This is a genomic window from Streptomyces sp. CB02056 (assembly GCF_001905545.1).
Lineage (GTDB): Bacteria > Actinomycetota > Actinomycetes > Streptomycetales > Streptomycetaceae > Kitasatospora.
The window spans coordinates 93,863-108,335 of the sequence record NZ_LIPD01000010.1 but is presented as its reverse complement, the minus strand read 5'-3'; the positions used below and the strand labels follow the sequence as shown (position 1 = coordinate 108,335).

General features: G+C 74.2%; 14 protein-coding genes. 11 read left to right on the top strand and 3 right to left on the bottom strand.

Annotated elements, in window-relative coordinates:
- The first annotated feature begins 14 nt into the window (after positions 1-14).
- From AMK13_RS45215 to AMK13_RS27390, 8 genes are all read left to right on the top strand, one after another.
- The gene (locus tag AMK13_RS45215; RefSeq protein WP_234348306.1) at positions 15-398 is read left to right on the top strand and encodes an acyl-CoA thioesterase; all 384 of its coding nucleotides are present in this window, start codon (positions 15-17) and stop codon (positions 396-398) included.
- Positions 395-2,785, top strand: a complete 2,391-nt coding sequence (locus tag AMK13_RS27420; protein WP_074004511.1) for an oxidoreductase — start codon at positions 395-397, stop codon at positions 2,783-2,785. Before AMK13_RS45215 ends, AMK13_RS27420 begins: the two co-directional genes overlap by 4 nt.
- Positions 2,786-2,853: 68 nt before the next feature.
- On the top strand, positions 2,854-3,825 hold the full coding sequence (locus tag AMK13_RS27415; protein ID WP_074004510.1) for a carbon-nitrogen hydrolase family protein: 972 nt from the start codon (positions 2,854-2,856) through the stop codon (positions 3,823-3,825).
- The gene (locus AMK13_RS27410) at positions 3,822-4,982 is read left to right on the top strand and encodes a cupin domain-containing protein (protein WP_079272517.1); all 1,161 of its coding nucleotides are present in this window, start codon (positions 3,822-3,824) and stop codon (positions 4,980-4,982) included. The genes AMK13_RS27415 and AMK13_RS27410 overlap by 4 nt, the downstream gene beginning before the upstream one ends.
- A gap of 17 nt (positions 4,983-4,999) precedes the next feature.
- Complete coding sequence (locus AMK13_RS27405; RefSeq protein WP_074004509.1) at positions 5,000-5,914, top strand: fumarylacetoacetate hydrolase family protein; 915 nt, start codon at positions 5,000-5,002, stop codon at positions 5,912-5,914.
- Positions 5,915-5,946: 32 nt separating this feature from the next.
- Complete coding sequence (locus tag AMK13_RS27400; RefSeq protein ID WP_049650649.1) at positions 5,947-6,699, top strand: maleate cis-trans isomerase family protein; 753 nt, start codon at positions 5,947-5,949, stop codon at positions 6,697-6,699.
- A 156-nt stretch (positions 6,700-6,855) separates the two neighbouring features.
- Complete coding sequence (locus AMK13_RS27395; RefSeq protein WP_074004508.1) at positions 6,856-7,716, top strand: PaaX family transcriptional regulator; 861 nt, start codon at positions 6,856-6,858, stop codon at positions 7,714-7,716.
- Complete coding sequence (locus AMK13_RS27390; protein ID WP_074004507.1) at positions 7,713-9,338, top strand: amidohydrolase; 1,626 nt, start codon at positions 7,713-7,715, stop codon at positions 9,336-9,338. The genes AMK13_RS27395 and AMK13_RS27390 overlap by 4 nt, the downstream gene beginning before the upstream one ends.
- A 7-nt stretch (positions 9,339-9,345) precedes the next feature.
- Here AMK13_RS27390 and AMK13_RS27385 read toward each other — a convergent pair whose 3' ends face one another.
- Positions 9,346-9,864 carry a universal stress protein gene (locus AMK13_RS27385; protein WP_074004506.1) on the bottom strand — a complete coding sequence of 173 codons (519 nt, stop codon included), beginning with the start codon at positions 9,862-9,864 and terminating at the stop codon, positions 9,346-9,348.
- Between the two features lie 175 nt (positions 9,865-10,039).
- On the opposite strand from AMK13_RS27385, the gene AMK13_RS27380 reads away from it, so the two are divergent.
- The 3 genes from AMK13_RS27380 to AMK13_RS27370 all read left to right on the top strand — a co-directional run bounded on the left by AMK13_RS27380 (position 10,040) and on the right by AMK13_RS27370 (position 12,362).
- The gene (locus AMK13_RS27380; protein WP_074004505.1) at positions 10,040-10,681 is read left to right on the top strand and encodes an alpha-ketoglutarate-dependent dioxygenase AlkB; all 642 of its coding nucleotides are present in this window, start codon (positions 10,040-10,042) and stop codon (positions 10,679-10,681) included.
- 121 nt (positions 10,682-10,802) lie between these two features.
- Positions 10,803-11,588, top strand: a complete 786-nt coding sequence (locus AMK13_RS27375) for a VOC family protein (protein WP_074004504.1) — start codon at positions 10,803-10,805, stop codon at positions 11,586-11,588.
- A gap of 162 nt (positions 11,589-11,750) precedes the next feature.
- Positions 11,751-12,362, top strand: a complete 612-nt coding sequence (locus tag AMK13_RS27370; RefSeq protein ID WP_074004503.1) for a DUF7691 family protein — start codon at positions 11,751-11,753, stop codon at positions 12,360-12,362.
- A 98-nt stretch (positions 12,363-12,460) separates the two neighbouring features.
- On the opposite strand, the gene AMK13_RS27365 is transcribed toward AMK13_RS27370, so the two are convergent.
- Both AMK13_RS27365 and AMK13_RS27360 read right to left on the bottom strand, forming a co-directional pair.
- Entirely contained in the window at positions 12,461-13,285 is an 825-nt protein-coding gene (locus AMK13_RS27365) for a carbohydrate ABC transporter permease (protein WP_074004659.1), read from the bottom strand.
- 137 nt (positions 13,286-13,422) lie between these two features.
- Positions 13,423-14,400 carry a carbohydrate ABC transporter permease gene (locus AMK13_RS27360; RefSeq protein ID WP_074004502.1) on the bottom strand — a complete coding sequence of 326 codons (978 nt, stop codon included), beginning with the start codon at positions 14,398-14,400 and terminating at the stop codon, positions 13,423-13,425.
- Positions 14,401-14,473: the final 73 nt, after the last annotated feature.

The following is a 14,473-nucleotide window of genomic DNA, read 5'->3' as shown; positions in this document are numbered from 1 at the left end:
CCGTCGAGCGCCGGGTGGAGTGGTCCGACACCGACGCCGCCGGGCACTACCACTTCTCCGCCGTACAGCGCTGGGCCGAGGCGGCGGAGGCGGCCCTGCTGCGCCGGCTCGGGCTCGCCGAACTGTTCGGGCGGATACCCCGGGTGCACTTCGAGGCCGACTACCGCGAACGGCTCTGGTTCGGCGACCTCGTCCGCACCGAACTGCGGGTCGTCCGGGTCGGCGGCTCCTCCCTGCACTACGCCTTCGAGGTGCACGGCCCGCACGGGCTGGCCGCGAGCGGGCGGATGTCGGTGGTGCACGCCGCGCCGCAGGACGGGGGCTCCCAGCCGTGGCCCGCGCAGGTCCGCCGCACGCTGGCCGAGGCGGGGCCGCAGCGGCCCGAGGTGCTCGCATGAGCACGGCACCGGACCGCGCGGGCCGACCGGACGCGGCTCCGCGGGCGGTGCGCCGGATCGCGGTGATCGGCGCCGGCCCCGGCGGGCTCTACTTCGCCGCCCTGGCCAAGCAGCTGGCACCCGACCGGGACATCACCGTCTTCGAACGGGACGGCCGGGACGACGAGTTCGGCTTCGGCGTGGTCTTCTCCGACGAGACCCTGGACGGCATCGCCCGGGCCGACCCGCTCGTCTTCGCCGCGATCAGCGCCGAGTTCGCCCGCTGGAGCGACATCGACATCCGCTACGCGGGCGAGGTCCGCACCAGCGGCGGCCACGGCTTCGCCGCCCTGGACCGCAACCGGCTGCGCGCCGTCCTCCGACAGCGCTGCGCCGAGCTGGCGGTGGACGTGCGCTACCGCACCCCGGCGCCGCCCGTCGACCGGCTGGCCGCCGAGTACGACCTGGTGGTGGCCGCCGACGGAATCCGCTCCGGCACCCGGGCCGCCCACCCCGAGAGCTTCCGCCCCGACCTGGACGAACGCCACTGCCGCTACATGTGGCTCGCCACCGACAAGGTCTTCGAGGCCTTCACCTTCATCGTCGAGCGGTACGACTTCGGCGTCCTCCAGGTGCACGCCTACCCGTACAGCGCCACCCGCTCGACCTTCATCGTCGAGGCGGCCGCGGACGCCTGGCACCGCGCCGGCTTCGATGCCTTCGCCGCACGGGAGTCGGCGCGCGGAGAGAGCGACCTGGCGAGCGTGCGGCGCTGCGCCGAGCTGCTCGCCGGGCACCTGGACGGCCACCGGCTGATCCCCAACGCCTCCCGCTGGATCCGCTTCACCACGGTCCGGAACGCGAGCTGGCGCCACCGCAACGTGGTCCTGCTCGGCGACGCCGCGCACTCCGCGCACTTCTCGATCGGCTCCGGCACCAAGCTCGCCCTGGAGGACGCCCTCGCCCTGGCCGCCGCGCTGAGCGAACAGCCCACCCTGGACGCGGCGTTGGCCGGGTACGAGGCCGAACGGCGCCCGGTGGTGGAGTCCACCCAGCGCGCCGCGCAGGCCAGCCTGGAATGGTTCGAGACCATCGGGCGGCGCACCGGGCAGGGGATCGACCGGTTCGCCTTCAACCTGCTCACCCGCAGCCGGCGGGTCACCTACGGCAACCTGCGGGCCCGCGACCCCGCCTTCGTGGACGCCGTGGACACCGCCTTCGGCGGCTCGCCCGGGGTGCCGCCGATGTTCCGGCCGCTGAAACTGGGCGCGCTGGAACTGCGCAACCGCGTCGTGGTGCCCCCGCTCGCCACCTTCACCTCCCCCGACGCGCTGCCCAGCGGCTTCGACCGCGCCCAGCTGACCGGCCACGCGCTCGGCGGCGCGGGGCTGGTGATCGCCGGGATGACCGCGGTCAGCCCCGAGGGCCGGGCCACCGACCGCTGCCCGGGCCTGTGGGCCGACCACCAGGAGGCCGCCTGGCGCCGACTCGTCGACGCCGTACGGGCGGTGAGCGACACCCCGCTCGGCATCCAGCTGACCCACGCCGGCCGCCGGGGCGCGACCGCCGCCCCCGGACCGGACGGCGTCGGGCGCCCGCTCGCCGAGGGCTGGCCGCTGATCGCCCCCTCGGCCCTCCCCTGGGACACCGGCAGCCCGGTGCCGCACGAGGCGAACGACATCCAACTGACCGCCGTCACCGCGGACTTCGCGGCCGCCGCCGAGCGGGCCGCCCGGGCCGGCTTCGACGTGCTGGAGCTCCAGTTCGGCCACGGCCACCTGCTCTCCTCCTTCCTCTCCCCGCTCACCAACCGCCGCACCGACCGCTACGGCGGTCCGCTCGCCCACCGGCTGCGGCTGCCACTGGAGGTGCTGACGGCGGTGCGCGCCGTCTGGCCGGCCGGGCGGCCGCTGCTGGTGCGGATCTCGGCGAGCGACTGGGCGCCCGGCGGCACCACCGAGGAGGAGGCCGTGGCGATCGGCCGCGCGCTCGCCGGGGCCGGGGCGGACGCGCTGGACGTCTCCACCGGCGAGGTGGTGGCGCACCAGCGGCCGCCGTACGGGCGCGGCTACCAGACGCCGTTCGCCGAACTGGTCCGCGCCGCCACCGGCCTGCCGACCATCGCGGTCGGCGCCATCTCCGGGTTCGACGACGCGGACTCCGTCCTGCTGGCCGGGCGGGCCGACCTGGTCGCGGTCGGCCGCGCCCACCTGTACGACCCGCTCTGGACGCTGCACGCCGCCGCCGAGCGGAACCACGCCGGGCCGGGCGCCCGCTGGCCCGAACCCTGGCGGGCCGGCAGCCGGAAGCCGCCCGGGCCGAACGCCGACCGGGTCGCCCCGCGCCTGCAGCTGCTGCGCGAGCCTCCCCCGCCCGTCCACCGCCGCTGGTCACCGGACCCTCCGTGAGCGGCCCCCGAGCCCCTCGAGAAGCCGTCGCGTTCCCCACCGCAGCCCCCGAGGAGGGACGAGGAACCATGCCCGACCTGCCCCGCTTCACCGCCGCCGCCGTCCAGGCCGCCCCGGTCTACCTGGACCCGGCCGCCACCGTCGACAAGGCCGTCGCGCTGATCCACGAGGCGGCCGGGCACGGCGCCGAACTGGTGGTCTTCCCCGAGGTCTTCGTGCCCGGCTACCCGTACTGGAACTGGACGATGAACCCGGTGCAGGGCTCGCCCTGGTACGACCGGCTGTACCGGGCCGCCGTGGACGTCCCCGGCCCGTACGTCGACACCCTGCGGGCCGCCGCCCGGCAGGCCGGCGTGGTGCTGGTGATCGGGGTCAACGAACGCGGCCGGCCCGGCCTCGGACCGCTGTACAACACCCTGCTGATCATCGGCGCGGACGGCGAACTGCTCGGCGTGCACCGCAAACTGGTGCCGACCTGGGCCGAGAAGCTGACCTGGGGGCAGGGCGACGGCAGCACCCTCACGGTGCACCCCACCGCCATCGGCCCGCTCGGCGCGCTGGCCTGCGGCGAGAACACCAACCCACTGGCCCGCTTCACCCTGCTGGCCCAGGGCGAACTCGTCCACGCCGCCTGCTACATCGCGCTGCCGGTGGGCCCCGAGGACTACGACATGGCGGACTCCATCGCCCTGCGCACCGCCGCGCACTGCTTCGAGGGCAAGGTGTTCTCGGTCGTCTCCTGCTCCACCGTCTCCCCCGAGATCGTGGACCTGATCGCCGGGGACGACCCGCGGCTCCGCAAGCAGCTCGCCCGCCCGCACAGCGCCCTGTCCGGGATCTTCGGCCCGGACGGCCGCGCCGTCACCGAACCGCTGGTGGACGAGGAGGGCATCGTCTACGCCGAGATCGACCTCGGCCGCTGCGTCCAGCCCCGGCAGATGCACGACATCGTCGGCCACTACAACCGCTTCGACGTCTTCCGGCTGCACGTGGACAACCGCCCGCTGCGGCCGCTGGTGTTCCCCGAGGAGGAGGCATGACCAGTCCCGAACGCACCCCCGGCCACGACGGTCACGACGACCAGGACCGTTACGACAGTCACGACGACGACCGGATCGGCCGGGCCAGGGTCACCGACAGCCCGGAACTGCTCGCCTACTACGAGGAGTTGGCCAAGTACCAGGCCGGCGCCCTGTGGACGGTCGCCAACGAGATCGAACCCTGGTACCCGCAGCCGAGGTCCGTCCCCGTGCTCTGGCGCTACGCCGACCTCCGCCCACTGGTGCACAAGGCCCTGCCCCTGGTGAAGGCCGACGACGCCGGGCGCCGGGTGGTGATGCTGGTGAACCCCGGCCGCCGCGAACTGAGCGCCGCCGTAGGCCTGTTGTACACCGGGCTGCAGATCATGGGCCCCGGCGAGGCGATGACGGCGCACCGCCACCAGGCCTCCGCACTGCGCTTCGTCCACGAGGGCACCGGCGCCTGGACCGTCGTGGACGGGCAGAAGCTCAAGGTCGGCCCGCGCGACTTCGCGATCACCCCGAACAACACCTGGCACGAGCACGGCAACGAGGCCGACGACGCCCCGGTGATCTGGCAGGACGGCCTGGACATCCCTCTGGTCAACACCCTCGACGCCAACTTCTACGAGGTCCACCCGGAGCTGTACCAGCGGCCCGGGCCGGTCACCGACTCCTCGCTGCTCAGCTACGGCGGCAACCTGCTGCCGTACGGCGTCGAGAAGTGGACCCGCCCCTACTCGCCGCTGTTCGGCTGGCCCTGGGAGCCCAGCTACCACGCGCTCTGCCGACTCGCCCGCGCCACCGAGGGATCGCCCTTCGACGGCGTGGTCATGGAGTACACCAACCCCGTCACCGGCGGCCCGGTGATGCCGACCATGTCCGCCCACCTGCAACTGCTGCGGCCGGGCCAGGCCACCCGCGCCCACCGGCACACCGGCTCGGTGGTGTACACCGCGGCCAAGGGGCGGGGCGTCTCGGTGATCGCCGGCCACCGCTTCGAGTGGCAGCGGGGGGACGTCTTCGTCGTCCCGTCCTGGGCCTGGCACGAGCACGCGAACCTCGACCAGGGCGAGGACGCCTGCCTGTTCTCCTTCAACGACTTCCCGGTGATGCACTCGCTCGGCCTCCACCGCGAAGAGGCCCACCCGGACGGGCAGCAGCCCACCACCGCCTGACCAGGAGCCCCACCGCCATGCACCTGTTGACCTTCCGAATCGCCGACCCCGCTGCCACCGCCGAAGCCGCAGCCGCCCCGCGCCTCGGCGCCCGGCTCGACGGCGACCGGGTCGCCGACCTGACCTCCCTGGCCTCCGCCGCCGGTGTTCGACTCCCGCCCGACCTCCTCGGGTTGATCCGCGCCGGGGAACCGGCCCTGGCCGTCGTCCGCGAGCTGCTCGCCGGCTCCCCGGCCACCAGGCCGCTCGCCGAGGTCTCGCTGTGCGCGCCGCTGCGCCCCGGCAAGATCGTCGGCGTCGGCCTCAACTACGTGGAGCACGTGGCCGAGTCGCACCGCACCCTGGACACCGACCGCGAACTCCCCGACCGCCCGGTGCTGTTCGGCAAGCCCTCGACCGCCGTCACCGGCCCGGGCGGGCCCATCCCGCACAACGCCGACCTCACCAAGCAGCTCGACTGGGAGTGCGAACTCGCCGTGGTGATCGGCGCGCCGGCCTTCCGGGTGGCCGAGGCGGACGCGCTGCGGCACGTGTTCGGCTACAGCATCGTCAACGACATCAGCGCCCGCGACCAGCGCCGCTCCGGCCAGTGGTTCTTCTCCAAGGGCCAGGACGGCTACGCCCCCTTCGGCCCGGTCGTGGTGACCGCCGACGAGATCCCCGACCCGCAGCGGCTCGACCTCTCGCTGAAGGTCAACGGCGAGCCGCGGCAGGACTCCAACACCCGCCACATGCTGTTCGGCGTCGCCCGGCTGATCGCCGACATCTCCTCCGGCGTCACCCTGGAACCGGGCGACGTGATCGCCACCGGCTCCCCCTCCGGCGTCGGCGCCGGGATGGTGCCCCCGCGGTTCCTCCAGCCCGGCGACCTCGTCGAGGCCACCATCGAGCGGATCGGCACGCTCGCCAACCCCGTGGTCGACGCCCGCTGACCAGCCCCCGACCGGAAAGGACCGTCCGCCCGATGACCACCTACCGGATCGGCCAGATCGTCCCGAGTTCCAACGTCACCATGGAGACCGAGGTCCCCGCCCTGCTGCGGGCCCGCGAGGCGGTCGCCCCCGAGCGGTTCACCTTCCACTCCAGCCGGATGCGGATGACCAGGGTCACCCCCGAGCAACTGCGCGCCATGGACGCCGAGTCCGACCGCTGCGCCGCCGAGCTCTCGGACGCCCGGGTGGACGTGCTCGGCTACGCCTGCCTGGTCGCGGTGATGGCCACCGGCCACGGCTACCACCGCGAGGCCGAGCGGCGGCTGCACCTGCGCACCATCCAGAACGGCGCCCCCGCGCCCGTGGTCACCAGCGCCGGCGCCCTGGTCGCCGGGCTGCACGAACTCGGGGCCGCCAAGGTCGCGATGGTCACCCCGTACCTGCGGCCGCTGGCCCGGACGGTGGTCGAGTACCTCGCCGCGGAGGGCATCGAGGTGCTCGACCACGCCGCCCTGGAGATCGCCGACAACCTCGACGTGGCCGCCCACGACCCGGCCCGACTGCCCGCGATCGCCCGCGGGCTCGCCCACGCCGGGGCGGACGCCGTGGTGCTCTCGGCCTGCGTGCAGCTGCCCTCGCTGTCCGCCGTCGAGGAGGCCGAGCAGCAGCTCGGCAAGCCCGTGGTCTCGGCCGCCGTCTGCACCACCCACCAGCTGCTGCGGGCCCTCGGCCTGCCCGCCTTCGCCCCCGGGGCCGGGACCCTGCTCTCCGGCGCCTACGCGTAGCGGGCGGTAGCGGTACGCGCAGGAGGCGTCACCCGTAGCAGGTGTTCCGTGCGCTTCCCGCCGGATCGGCGCATCCGGCAAAGATCGGCAAGACCCTTCCGATGTCCCGCACCCTCGTTATGATCGCCACCAGTCGCCGGGGAGGAGGGCCCGCGCATGTCCGAGAACGCACCCCGGCCGAGCTCCCTGATCAACACCGTCTACGGCGAGTTCGTCCGCCGCCTCGGCGGCTGGATATCCATCGCCGACCTGATCGCCCTGCTGGCCGAGCTGGACGTCGACGGCCCGGCCGTCCGCTCGGCGACGTCCCGGCTGAAGAAGGCCGGCACCCTGCTCCAGGAGCGCCGCGGCGGAACCGGCTACCGGCTCGCCCCGGCGGTGGAACCGGTCTTCGAGGAGGGCGACCGGCGGATCTTCCACAGCCTGGAGCCCGCCGCACTCGCCGACGGCTGGGTGGTGGCGGTCTTCTCGGTGCCTGAGTCCGCCCGCGCCCACCGCCACCAGCTGCGCTCCCGGCTGAGCTGGCTCGGCTTCGGCAACGCCGCCCCCGGGGTCTGGCTGGCGCCCGCCCGGCTGCTGCCGGACGCCCGCCGGCTGCTGGACCGGCTCGGGCTGAGCGCCTACGTCCACCTGTTCCTCTCCGCCGAGTACGCCGGCTTCGCCGATCTCCGGACGGCGGTGGCGAGTTGGTGGGACCTCCCGGCGATCGAGGCGCAGTACGCGGCCTTCGCCGACGCCTGGCACCCGGCCGCCGAGGAGCGGCGCGACCGGTCGCCGGTCGACCCGGCCGAGGCGTTCCGCGCCTACGTGCCGATGCTCACCCAGTGGCGCCGCCTGCCGTACCTGGACCCGGGGCTGCCCGCGCAGCTGCTGCCCGCCGACTGGAACGCGGTGCCGGCCCGCGCGGTGTTCACCGAGTTGCACGGACTGCTCGCCGAGCCCAGTCTTCGGTACGTCGAGAAGGTCACCGGGCTGTCCCGCCCCCCGGTGCGTCCGGCGATCCAGGAGCCGCAATGACCGACCCCGCCCCCGCCCCCGCCGACCTGCTGATCCGGGCCGCCGCCGTGCACACCCTGGTGCCCGGCGAGCCGCCCCGCCGGGCGGTCGCCGTCACCGGCGGCCGGATCACCGCCCTGTCCCCCGCGCCCGACGGCCTGGACGCCCTGGTCGGCCCGGCCACCGAGGTGGTGGACGCCCCGGGCTCGACGGTGCTGCCCGCCTTCGACGACACCCACACCCATCTGGTCATGGCCGGGCACAGCGTCCACGGCGTGCCCGTCCACCGGGCCCACGACCTCGCCGGGTTCCTCGCCCTGATCCGCGAGCGCGCCGCCCGCACCCCCGCCGGGGAGTGGATCCAGACCACGGTCAACTGGCAGGAGGTGCTGCTGGCCGAGCAACGGATGCCCACCACCGGGGAGTTGGACACGGTCACCGCGGACCACCCGGTGCTGGTGCGCCGCGGCGCGTACAACATGGTGCTCAACTCGGCCGCGCTGCGGCTGGCCGGGATCACCGAGGCCACCGAGGCACCGCCCGGCGGTGTGATCGAGCGCGACCGGCACGGGCGGCTCACCGGCCGGCTGGTCGACCGGGCGGTCGAGCCGGTCGAGCAAGTGCTGCCGCGCCCCACCCTCGCGGAGCGGATCGAGGGCCTGCGCGCCGCCTCCGCCGACTTCGCCGCCACCGGCATCGGCACCGTCCGCGACTGCCTGGTCCCGGTCGAGGACCTGGAGGTGCTGGACGCCGCGCGGGCCGGGGGCGCCCTGGCCGTCCGGGTCCGGGCGCTGGTCTCCGGCTTCGCCGCCCGCACGCCGGAGCAGGTGGACGCACTGCTGGAGCGGATGGACGCCTGGCGCTCCGCCGGCCGGGACGACGGCCGACTGAGCCTGTGGGGCGTCAAGTTCGGCATCGACGGCGGTTTCGAGGCGGGCGCCGTGGAGGAGCCCTACCAGGGGCAGCCGTGCTACCACGGCCGGCTGCTCTGGGAGCCGGCCGAGCTGCTCGCGGCGGTGGACCGGGTGGTCGGGCGGGGCTGGCGGGTCGGCGTGCACGCCTGGGGCGACCGCGGGCTGCGGGTGCTGCTGGACGTCTTCGAGCAGGTGGCCGCGCGCCGCCCCGGCCTGCCGCCCGGCACGCTGGTGGTCGAGCACGGCGGCCTGGCCCGCCCCGGACAGCGGGCCCGGGCGATCGCCCTCGGCATCCCGGTGACGGTCCAGCACCCGCTGCTGCACGACGGCGCGCTCACCCAGCAGCGGGCCTGGGGCGAGGAGCGCACCGCCGCGCTCTTCCCGCTGCGCGAGTGGCTGGACGAGGGCGCGCTGATCACCGGGGGCTCGGACTTCCCGGTCGGCCCGTACGGCGCGATGGTGTCGGTCTGGGGCATGACCACCCGGGGCACCACGGCCGGGGTGGTCGGCCCGGAGCACGCGATCGGCCGGGCCGAGGCGGTCGCCCTGCACACCGTGAACGCGGCCCGGCTGACCGGCGAGAGCGCGGTGCGCGGCAGCCTGCGGCCGGGGGCGTTCGCCGACCTCACGGTGTGGCCGGTCGATCCGCTGGACTGCCCGGTGGACGCGCTGCGCGACCTTCGCCCCACCCGCACGGTGGTCGACGGCCGCACCACGCACCGGAGTTGATGGATCGTCAGGCCGCCGCGAGCTCCCGCAGGTCGATGCCGCGGTGCAGCGCGCGCAGGTCCTCGTGCAGCGTGGACGGCGGAACGGCGAGCACCCCGCACCGGGCCCGGGCCAGGCACTGCCGGGTGACCGAGCGGCGCGTCAGCCCGCGCAGCCTGACCCGCAGGCCGCCCTGCTCGCCGGTGCTGACCACGAGCAGGTCGCCCGGACGGTCGGCGAGCCCGGTCAGCACCGTGGCGGCATCGCCGCGCACGACCAGCGGCCGCACCGGCACGCCGATCGGCAGACCGCCGAAGGCCTGCTCCAGCGCGCTCGCCATCCGCGCCTCGGCGAGTTCCTGCCAGGCGCGCAGCAGCGGCGGGCACGGCCGGGCCCGGTAGTTGCGCTCGCCGCCGACCGGCGTCCAGGCGAGCACCGGCACCAGCACCGCCTGCCGGACCCGGGCCTCCTCGGCCGCCCGGTGCAGGGCGGTCAGGCTGTGCAGGGAGCCGCTGACTCCGACGATGACGCGGGCGCCGTCCGACATGATCCTTCGCTTTCCGATGTCAAAACTCTTCAATGTCTGCGATTAGGTTGCCACACTCCCAATTTGGCCTGCAAATCGAAGGCATTAACTGAATATCACCGTGCATCGCTCGGTATACCCATGCCCTGGGCGCAATATTCGAGCACCTGTTCGAACAAAGGCGTACGCTGACCCCATGCACGGCACCGTCCACCTCCAGCCCTCGCTGTTCGACGACACCGACCGCGGCGGCGTCCGCCTCGGCCCGCTCGACGGCCTGCGACGGCAGCCGCTCGGCGACGGCGCCTGGCTCGACCTGCTCCCGGGCTGGCTGCACGGGGCCGACGAGCTGTTCGAACAGCTGGCCGCCACCGTGCCCTGGCGCGCCGAACGCCGCGAGATGTACGAGCGGACGGTCGACGTCCCGCGCCTGCTGGCCTCCTACCCGGCGCACGCCGAACCGCCGCACCCGGTGCTCGGCCTGGCCCGGGCCGCCCTGAGCGACCACTACGCCCGGGAGCTGGGCGAGCCGTTCCGCACCCTCGGACTCTGTTACTACCGGGACGGCCGGGACAGCGTGGCCTGGCACGGCGACCGGATCGGGCGCGGCGCCCGCGAGGACACCATGGTGGCGATCCTCTCCGTCGGCGAGCCGCGCACCCTGGCGCTGCGGCCCCGGTCCGGCGGCACGACCGTCGTCCGCCACCCGCTCGGCCACGGGGACCTGGTGGTGATGGGCGGCTCCTGCCAGCGCACCTGGGAACACGCGGTCCCCAAGACGGCCCGCCCGGTGGGCCCACGGATCAGCGTCCAGTTCCGGCCGCACGGGGTGTCCTAGGCATCGTCGTCGGGGACGCCCGCTTGCCGCGCACCCGCCGGGCGCGGAGGCTGGCGGGTGGGGCCGTTGCTCCGGGCACCGGACGCCGGGCGCCGGACACCGGGCCCGCCAGGAGGACCGCATGCCGAAGCCGGGCAACTACCGCGCCGGGGTCCCGTGCTGGGTCGTGCTCACCACGCCGGACACCGCACGGGCGCAGGCCTTCTACGGCGCGCTGTTCGACTGGGAGTTCGTCCCGACCGGCCCCGCCGAGGCGGTGGCCACCCGGTACGGCGCCCAGGTCGCGGCCGTCGAACGGGCCCGGCCGAGCGACCCGCCCGCCTGGACCACCTTCCTCGCCTGCCCCGACCCGCCGCGCACCGCCGCCGCCGTCCGGGCCGCCGGCGGCCGCCTCGCCCGCGAACCGTACGAGGTGCCCGAGCAGGGCCGCGCCGCGCTCGCCGTCGACCCGCTCGGTGCCCGCTTCGGGCTCTGGCGGGCCGGCACCATCGACGGCGCCGGACTGGTCGACGAACCGGGCGCGTTCGCCTGGAACGCGCACCTCTCCCCCGACCCCGACGCCGCGCGGGCCTTCTACCGCCGGGTCGTCGGCTACAGCTACGACCGGCCGCGGGCGGGCCACACCCTCGCCCGGGTGGCCGGTCGGCCCGCGTGCAGCATCGGCCCCTCCAACCCCTCCAGCCCCTCCGGCCCGGGCGCCGGTTCGGAGGGAGGCGCACGCTGGCTGGTCCACTTCGCGACCGAGGACACCGACCGCGCGGCCGACCGGCTGCGCGCCCTCGGCGGCACCGTCGTCACCGGTCCGGCGCCGGGGCCGTTCGGCCGCACCGCGCTGGTCCGGGACGACGCCGGCGCGGAGTTCGTGCTGGTCGCCGTCCCCGCCCGCGACTCCGCGGCCGCGGCCTGAGCCCGGGCCGCCGACGCTCCCGCCCCTCACCCGGGGAGCCGGCGAGGCCGCTGCCGTCCCGTCAACTTGCCTGTACGGCAAGAAGATTCAGTGCGAGCCCACCGCCCGAGGGCGACCGGACCCGCCGACCCGGCTGTCCGTTGCGCCCGCTACCGTGCTGATATGAGTTCCTTCCTGCGCGCGTACCTGGTCGACCCCGCGGAGCTCCGTGCCCGCGTCGGCAGCGGCGACGACGGAGCGGTCGACGAGGCCCTCGCGTACTTCGGCCCGTCCCTGGACAGGTCCGACGAGCACTTCGCCGACGAGATCGCGCAGGGCGCCCCGACCGCCCTGGAGGCGCTGCGCGCCGTGGTGCACGGCGGGCCCTTCTCCGGGAACGAGGACCACGCCTTCCAGTACGGCTACGCGTACCGGCGGCTGTGCTGGCTGGTCGGACAGCCCCTGGAGGTCGACTCCTTCGGCCCGTTCCGGGGCAACTGGCTGGAGGTGGTCGACGACGGTCTGAAGGCGTACGGGATCACCGCCGTCTCGGTCGCGGACTTCCAGTACGGCGGCGGCCTTCCTGCCGGACTCCCCTTCTGCGCGGTGCCGTCCTGCGGCACCTGGTCGGCCGGGGACTGCGGGCAGGCGCTGGACCGGTTCGACCGGGCCGGGCGCGAGGGCCGCGCCCCGGTGCCGGAGCGCGAGGTGGCCGAGGCCGTCGCGGAGGTCGTCGGCTGGCTGCGGATCGCACGGAGCCGGAAGGGCACCGACATCGTCGGCTTCGTCTCCTGAGCCGGTGTCGGCGCCCACGCCCGGAGCGCCCACCCTCACGTACGACAGGGAGTCCCGCACGACGACGGGACTCCCGGCCGCTCCGCACGCGCGGGCGATCAGTCCTTCACCGCACCGGCCAGCCCGGAGACCAGCTTGCGCTGCACCGCGATGAAGAAGATCAGCACCGGCACGGTCATCAGCGTGGACGCCGCCATGATGCCGCCCCAGTCGTTCTCGTCCGGCTTGAAGAAGACCAGCAGCGCCGAGGGCAGCGTCTGGTTCTGGGTGGCGCTGATGATGAAGGTCTTGGCGAAGACGAAGTCGTTCCACGCCGCGATGAAGGAGAACACGCTGGTCGCGGCGAGGCCCGGGGCCACCAGCGGCAGCAGGATCCGCCACAGGATGCGGGTCCGGCCGGCCCCGTCGATCTGCGCCGCCTCCTCGATCGAGACCGGGACGGCCGCGACGAAGCCGCGCATCATCCAGATCCCGAACGGCAGCGAGAACGCCAGCTGCACCAGGACCAGCGAGGCCAGGGTGTTCAGCCCGATGCCCGGGGCGAACCGTCCGGCGTCGCGGAACATGAAGAACAGCGGGATGGTCAGCGCCTCGACCGGGATCATCTGGGCGATCAGGAACATCACCATGATGGTGGTGCGGAACTTGAACCGGAACCTGGTCACGGCCACCGCCGCCAGGAAGACCACGATCGCCGACAGCACCACCACCGACAGCGCGACCACCAGGCTGTTCCCGAAGTAGCGGGCGAAGCCGTCCACGCTGATCACCTGACGGAAGCTCTCCAGCGTGGGGTGGGCGGTCCACGGCCTGGGGTCGAGCGACTGGATCTCGCCCTTGGGCTTGAAGGCCGAGAGCACCATCCAGAAGATCGGGAAGGCGGTGACCACGGCCAGTACGATCGCGCCGCTGTTGGCGGCCAGCCGCCACCGGCCGCGGGTGTTCCGACCCCGGGTGTTCCGGGGGCCGCCGGTGTTCCGGGGGCCGCTCCCGTCCTGGGGGCCGCCGGTGTTCCGGGCCGGCTTCACGGCCGGGGAGTTCGCCGGGGAGTTCGCCGGGCTCACAGTTCGTTCCCCGTCCGTCGCAGGGTGCGGATGAACAGGACCGTCGGGATCACCAGGATCAGCAGCATGATCACGCCGATCGCCGCGCCCAGCCCGTACTGCGAGGAGGCGAAAGCCTTCTGGTACGCGTACACGTTGAGCACGAGGTTCTGGCCGGCGATGCCGCCGCCCTCGGTCATCACATAGATCTGGGTGAAGACCTTGAAGTCCCAGATCACCGACTGGATCACCACGATGGTCAGGATCGGGCGCAGCATCGGTGCGGTGATCCGGCGGAAGGTGGTCCAGGTGTTGGCGCCGTCCAGGGCGGCCGCCTCCATGATCTCCTCCGGGATGGCCCGGATGCCCGCGTAGAGGGTGACCATCACGAACGGGTAGGAGTGCCACACCACCACGGCGCCGACGATCAGGAACGCCGTCCACTTGTCATAGAACCAGTTGAACTCGTGGAAACCGGAGAGTCCGAGCCCCTCCAGGGTGTGGTTGACCAGGCCGAGGTTGGTGTCGAACAGGAAGCTCCACACCGTCGAACCGGTCATCGCCGGCGCCGCCCAGGCGGCCATCGCCGCGGTGGTCAGCACCAGCCGGGGCCACCGGCCGACCTTGGTGAGCAGCACCGCGAGGGTGGCGCCGACGGCCAGGGTGGCGACCACGCAGAACGCCGCGAAGCCGATGGTCTGGAACAGCACCGTCCAGAACTGCTCGTCCTCGAGGATCTTCGAGTAGTTGCCGAAGCCGACGAAGGAGGTCGGGGCGCCGCCCGAGGCCTGGGCCTGCCCGAAGTCCAGTACGGACAGCAGGCCGAGCTGGTAGATCGGGTAGGCGACCAGCGGGATCAGGATGACCGCGGCCGGCAGGAGCAGCAGCAGCGGGGGCCGCCGGCGCCGGCCGCCCGGGGGTGCGGCCGGCGCCCTTCCCCCACGGCGCCTCTGCGGGGAAGGCGGCGCCGGGGCGGTCGAGGTGGATACGGACACGTGCGGGACCTGCTCTCTGAGACGAACCGGGAGGGGGGCCGTCCGTACGCGGCCGGGGGCCGGCGGTGCGGCG

What these genes read in the sequence shown, in the direction of transcription:
- AMK13_RS27420 (WP_074004511.1), top strand. Translation starts at nt 395, where the DNA reads ATGAGCACGGCACCGGACCGCGCGGGCCGACCGGACGCGGCTCCGCGG.
- AMK13_RS27400 (WP_049650649.1), top strand. Translation starts at nt 5,947, where the DNA reads ATGACCACCTACCGGATCGGCCAGATCGTCCCGAGTTCCAACGTCACC.
- AMK13_RS27410 (WP_079272517.1), top strand. Translation starts at nt 3,822, where the DNA reads ATGACCAGTCCCGAACGCACCCCCGGCCACGACGGTCACGACGACCAG.
- AMK13_RS27390 (WP_074004507.1), top strand. Translation starts at nt 7,713, where the DNA reads ATGACCGACCCCGCCCCCGCCCCCGCCGACCTGCTGATCCGGGCCGCC.
- AMK13_RS27415 (WP_074004510.1), top strand. Translation starts at nt 2,854, where the DNA reads ATGCCCGACCTGCCCCGCTTCACCGCCGCCGCCGTCCAGGCCGCCCCG.
- AMK13_RS27375 (WP_074004504.1), top strand. Translation starts at nt 10,803, where the DNA reads ATGCCGAAGCCGGGCAACTACCGCGCCGGGGTCCCGTGCTGGGTCGTG.
- AMK13_RS27370 (WP_074004503.1), top strand. Translation starts at nt 11,751, where the DNA reads ATGAGTTCCTTCCTGCGCGCGTACCTGGTCGACCCCGCGGAGCTCCGT.
- AMK13_RS27380 (WP_074004505.1), top strand. Translation starts at nt 10,040, where the DNA reads ATGCACGGCACCGTCCACCTCCAGCCCTCGCTGTTCGACGACACCGAC.
- AMK13_RS27395 (WP_074004508.1), top strand. Translation starts at nt 6,856, where the DNA reads ATGTCCGAGAACGCACCCCGGCCGAGCTCCCTGATCAACACCGTCTAC.
- AMK13_RS27405 (WP_074004509.1), top strand. Translation starts at nt 5,000, where the DNA reads ATGCACCTGTTGACCTTCCGAATCGCCGACCCCGCTGCCACCGCCGAA.
- AMK13_RS27385 (WP_074004506.1), bottom strand. Translation starts at nt 9,864, where the DNA reads ATGTCGGACGGCGCCCGCGTCATCGTCGGAGTCAGCGGCTCCCTGCAC.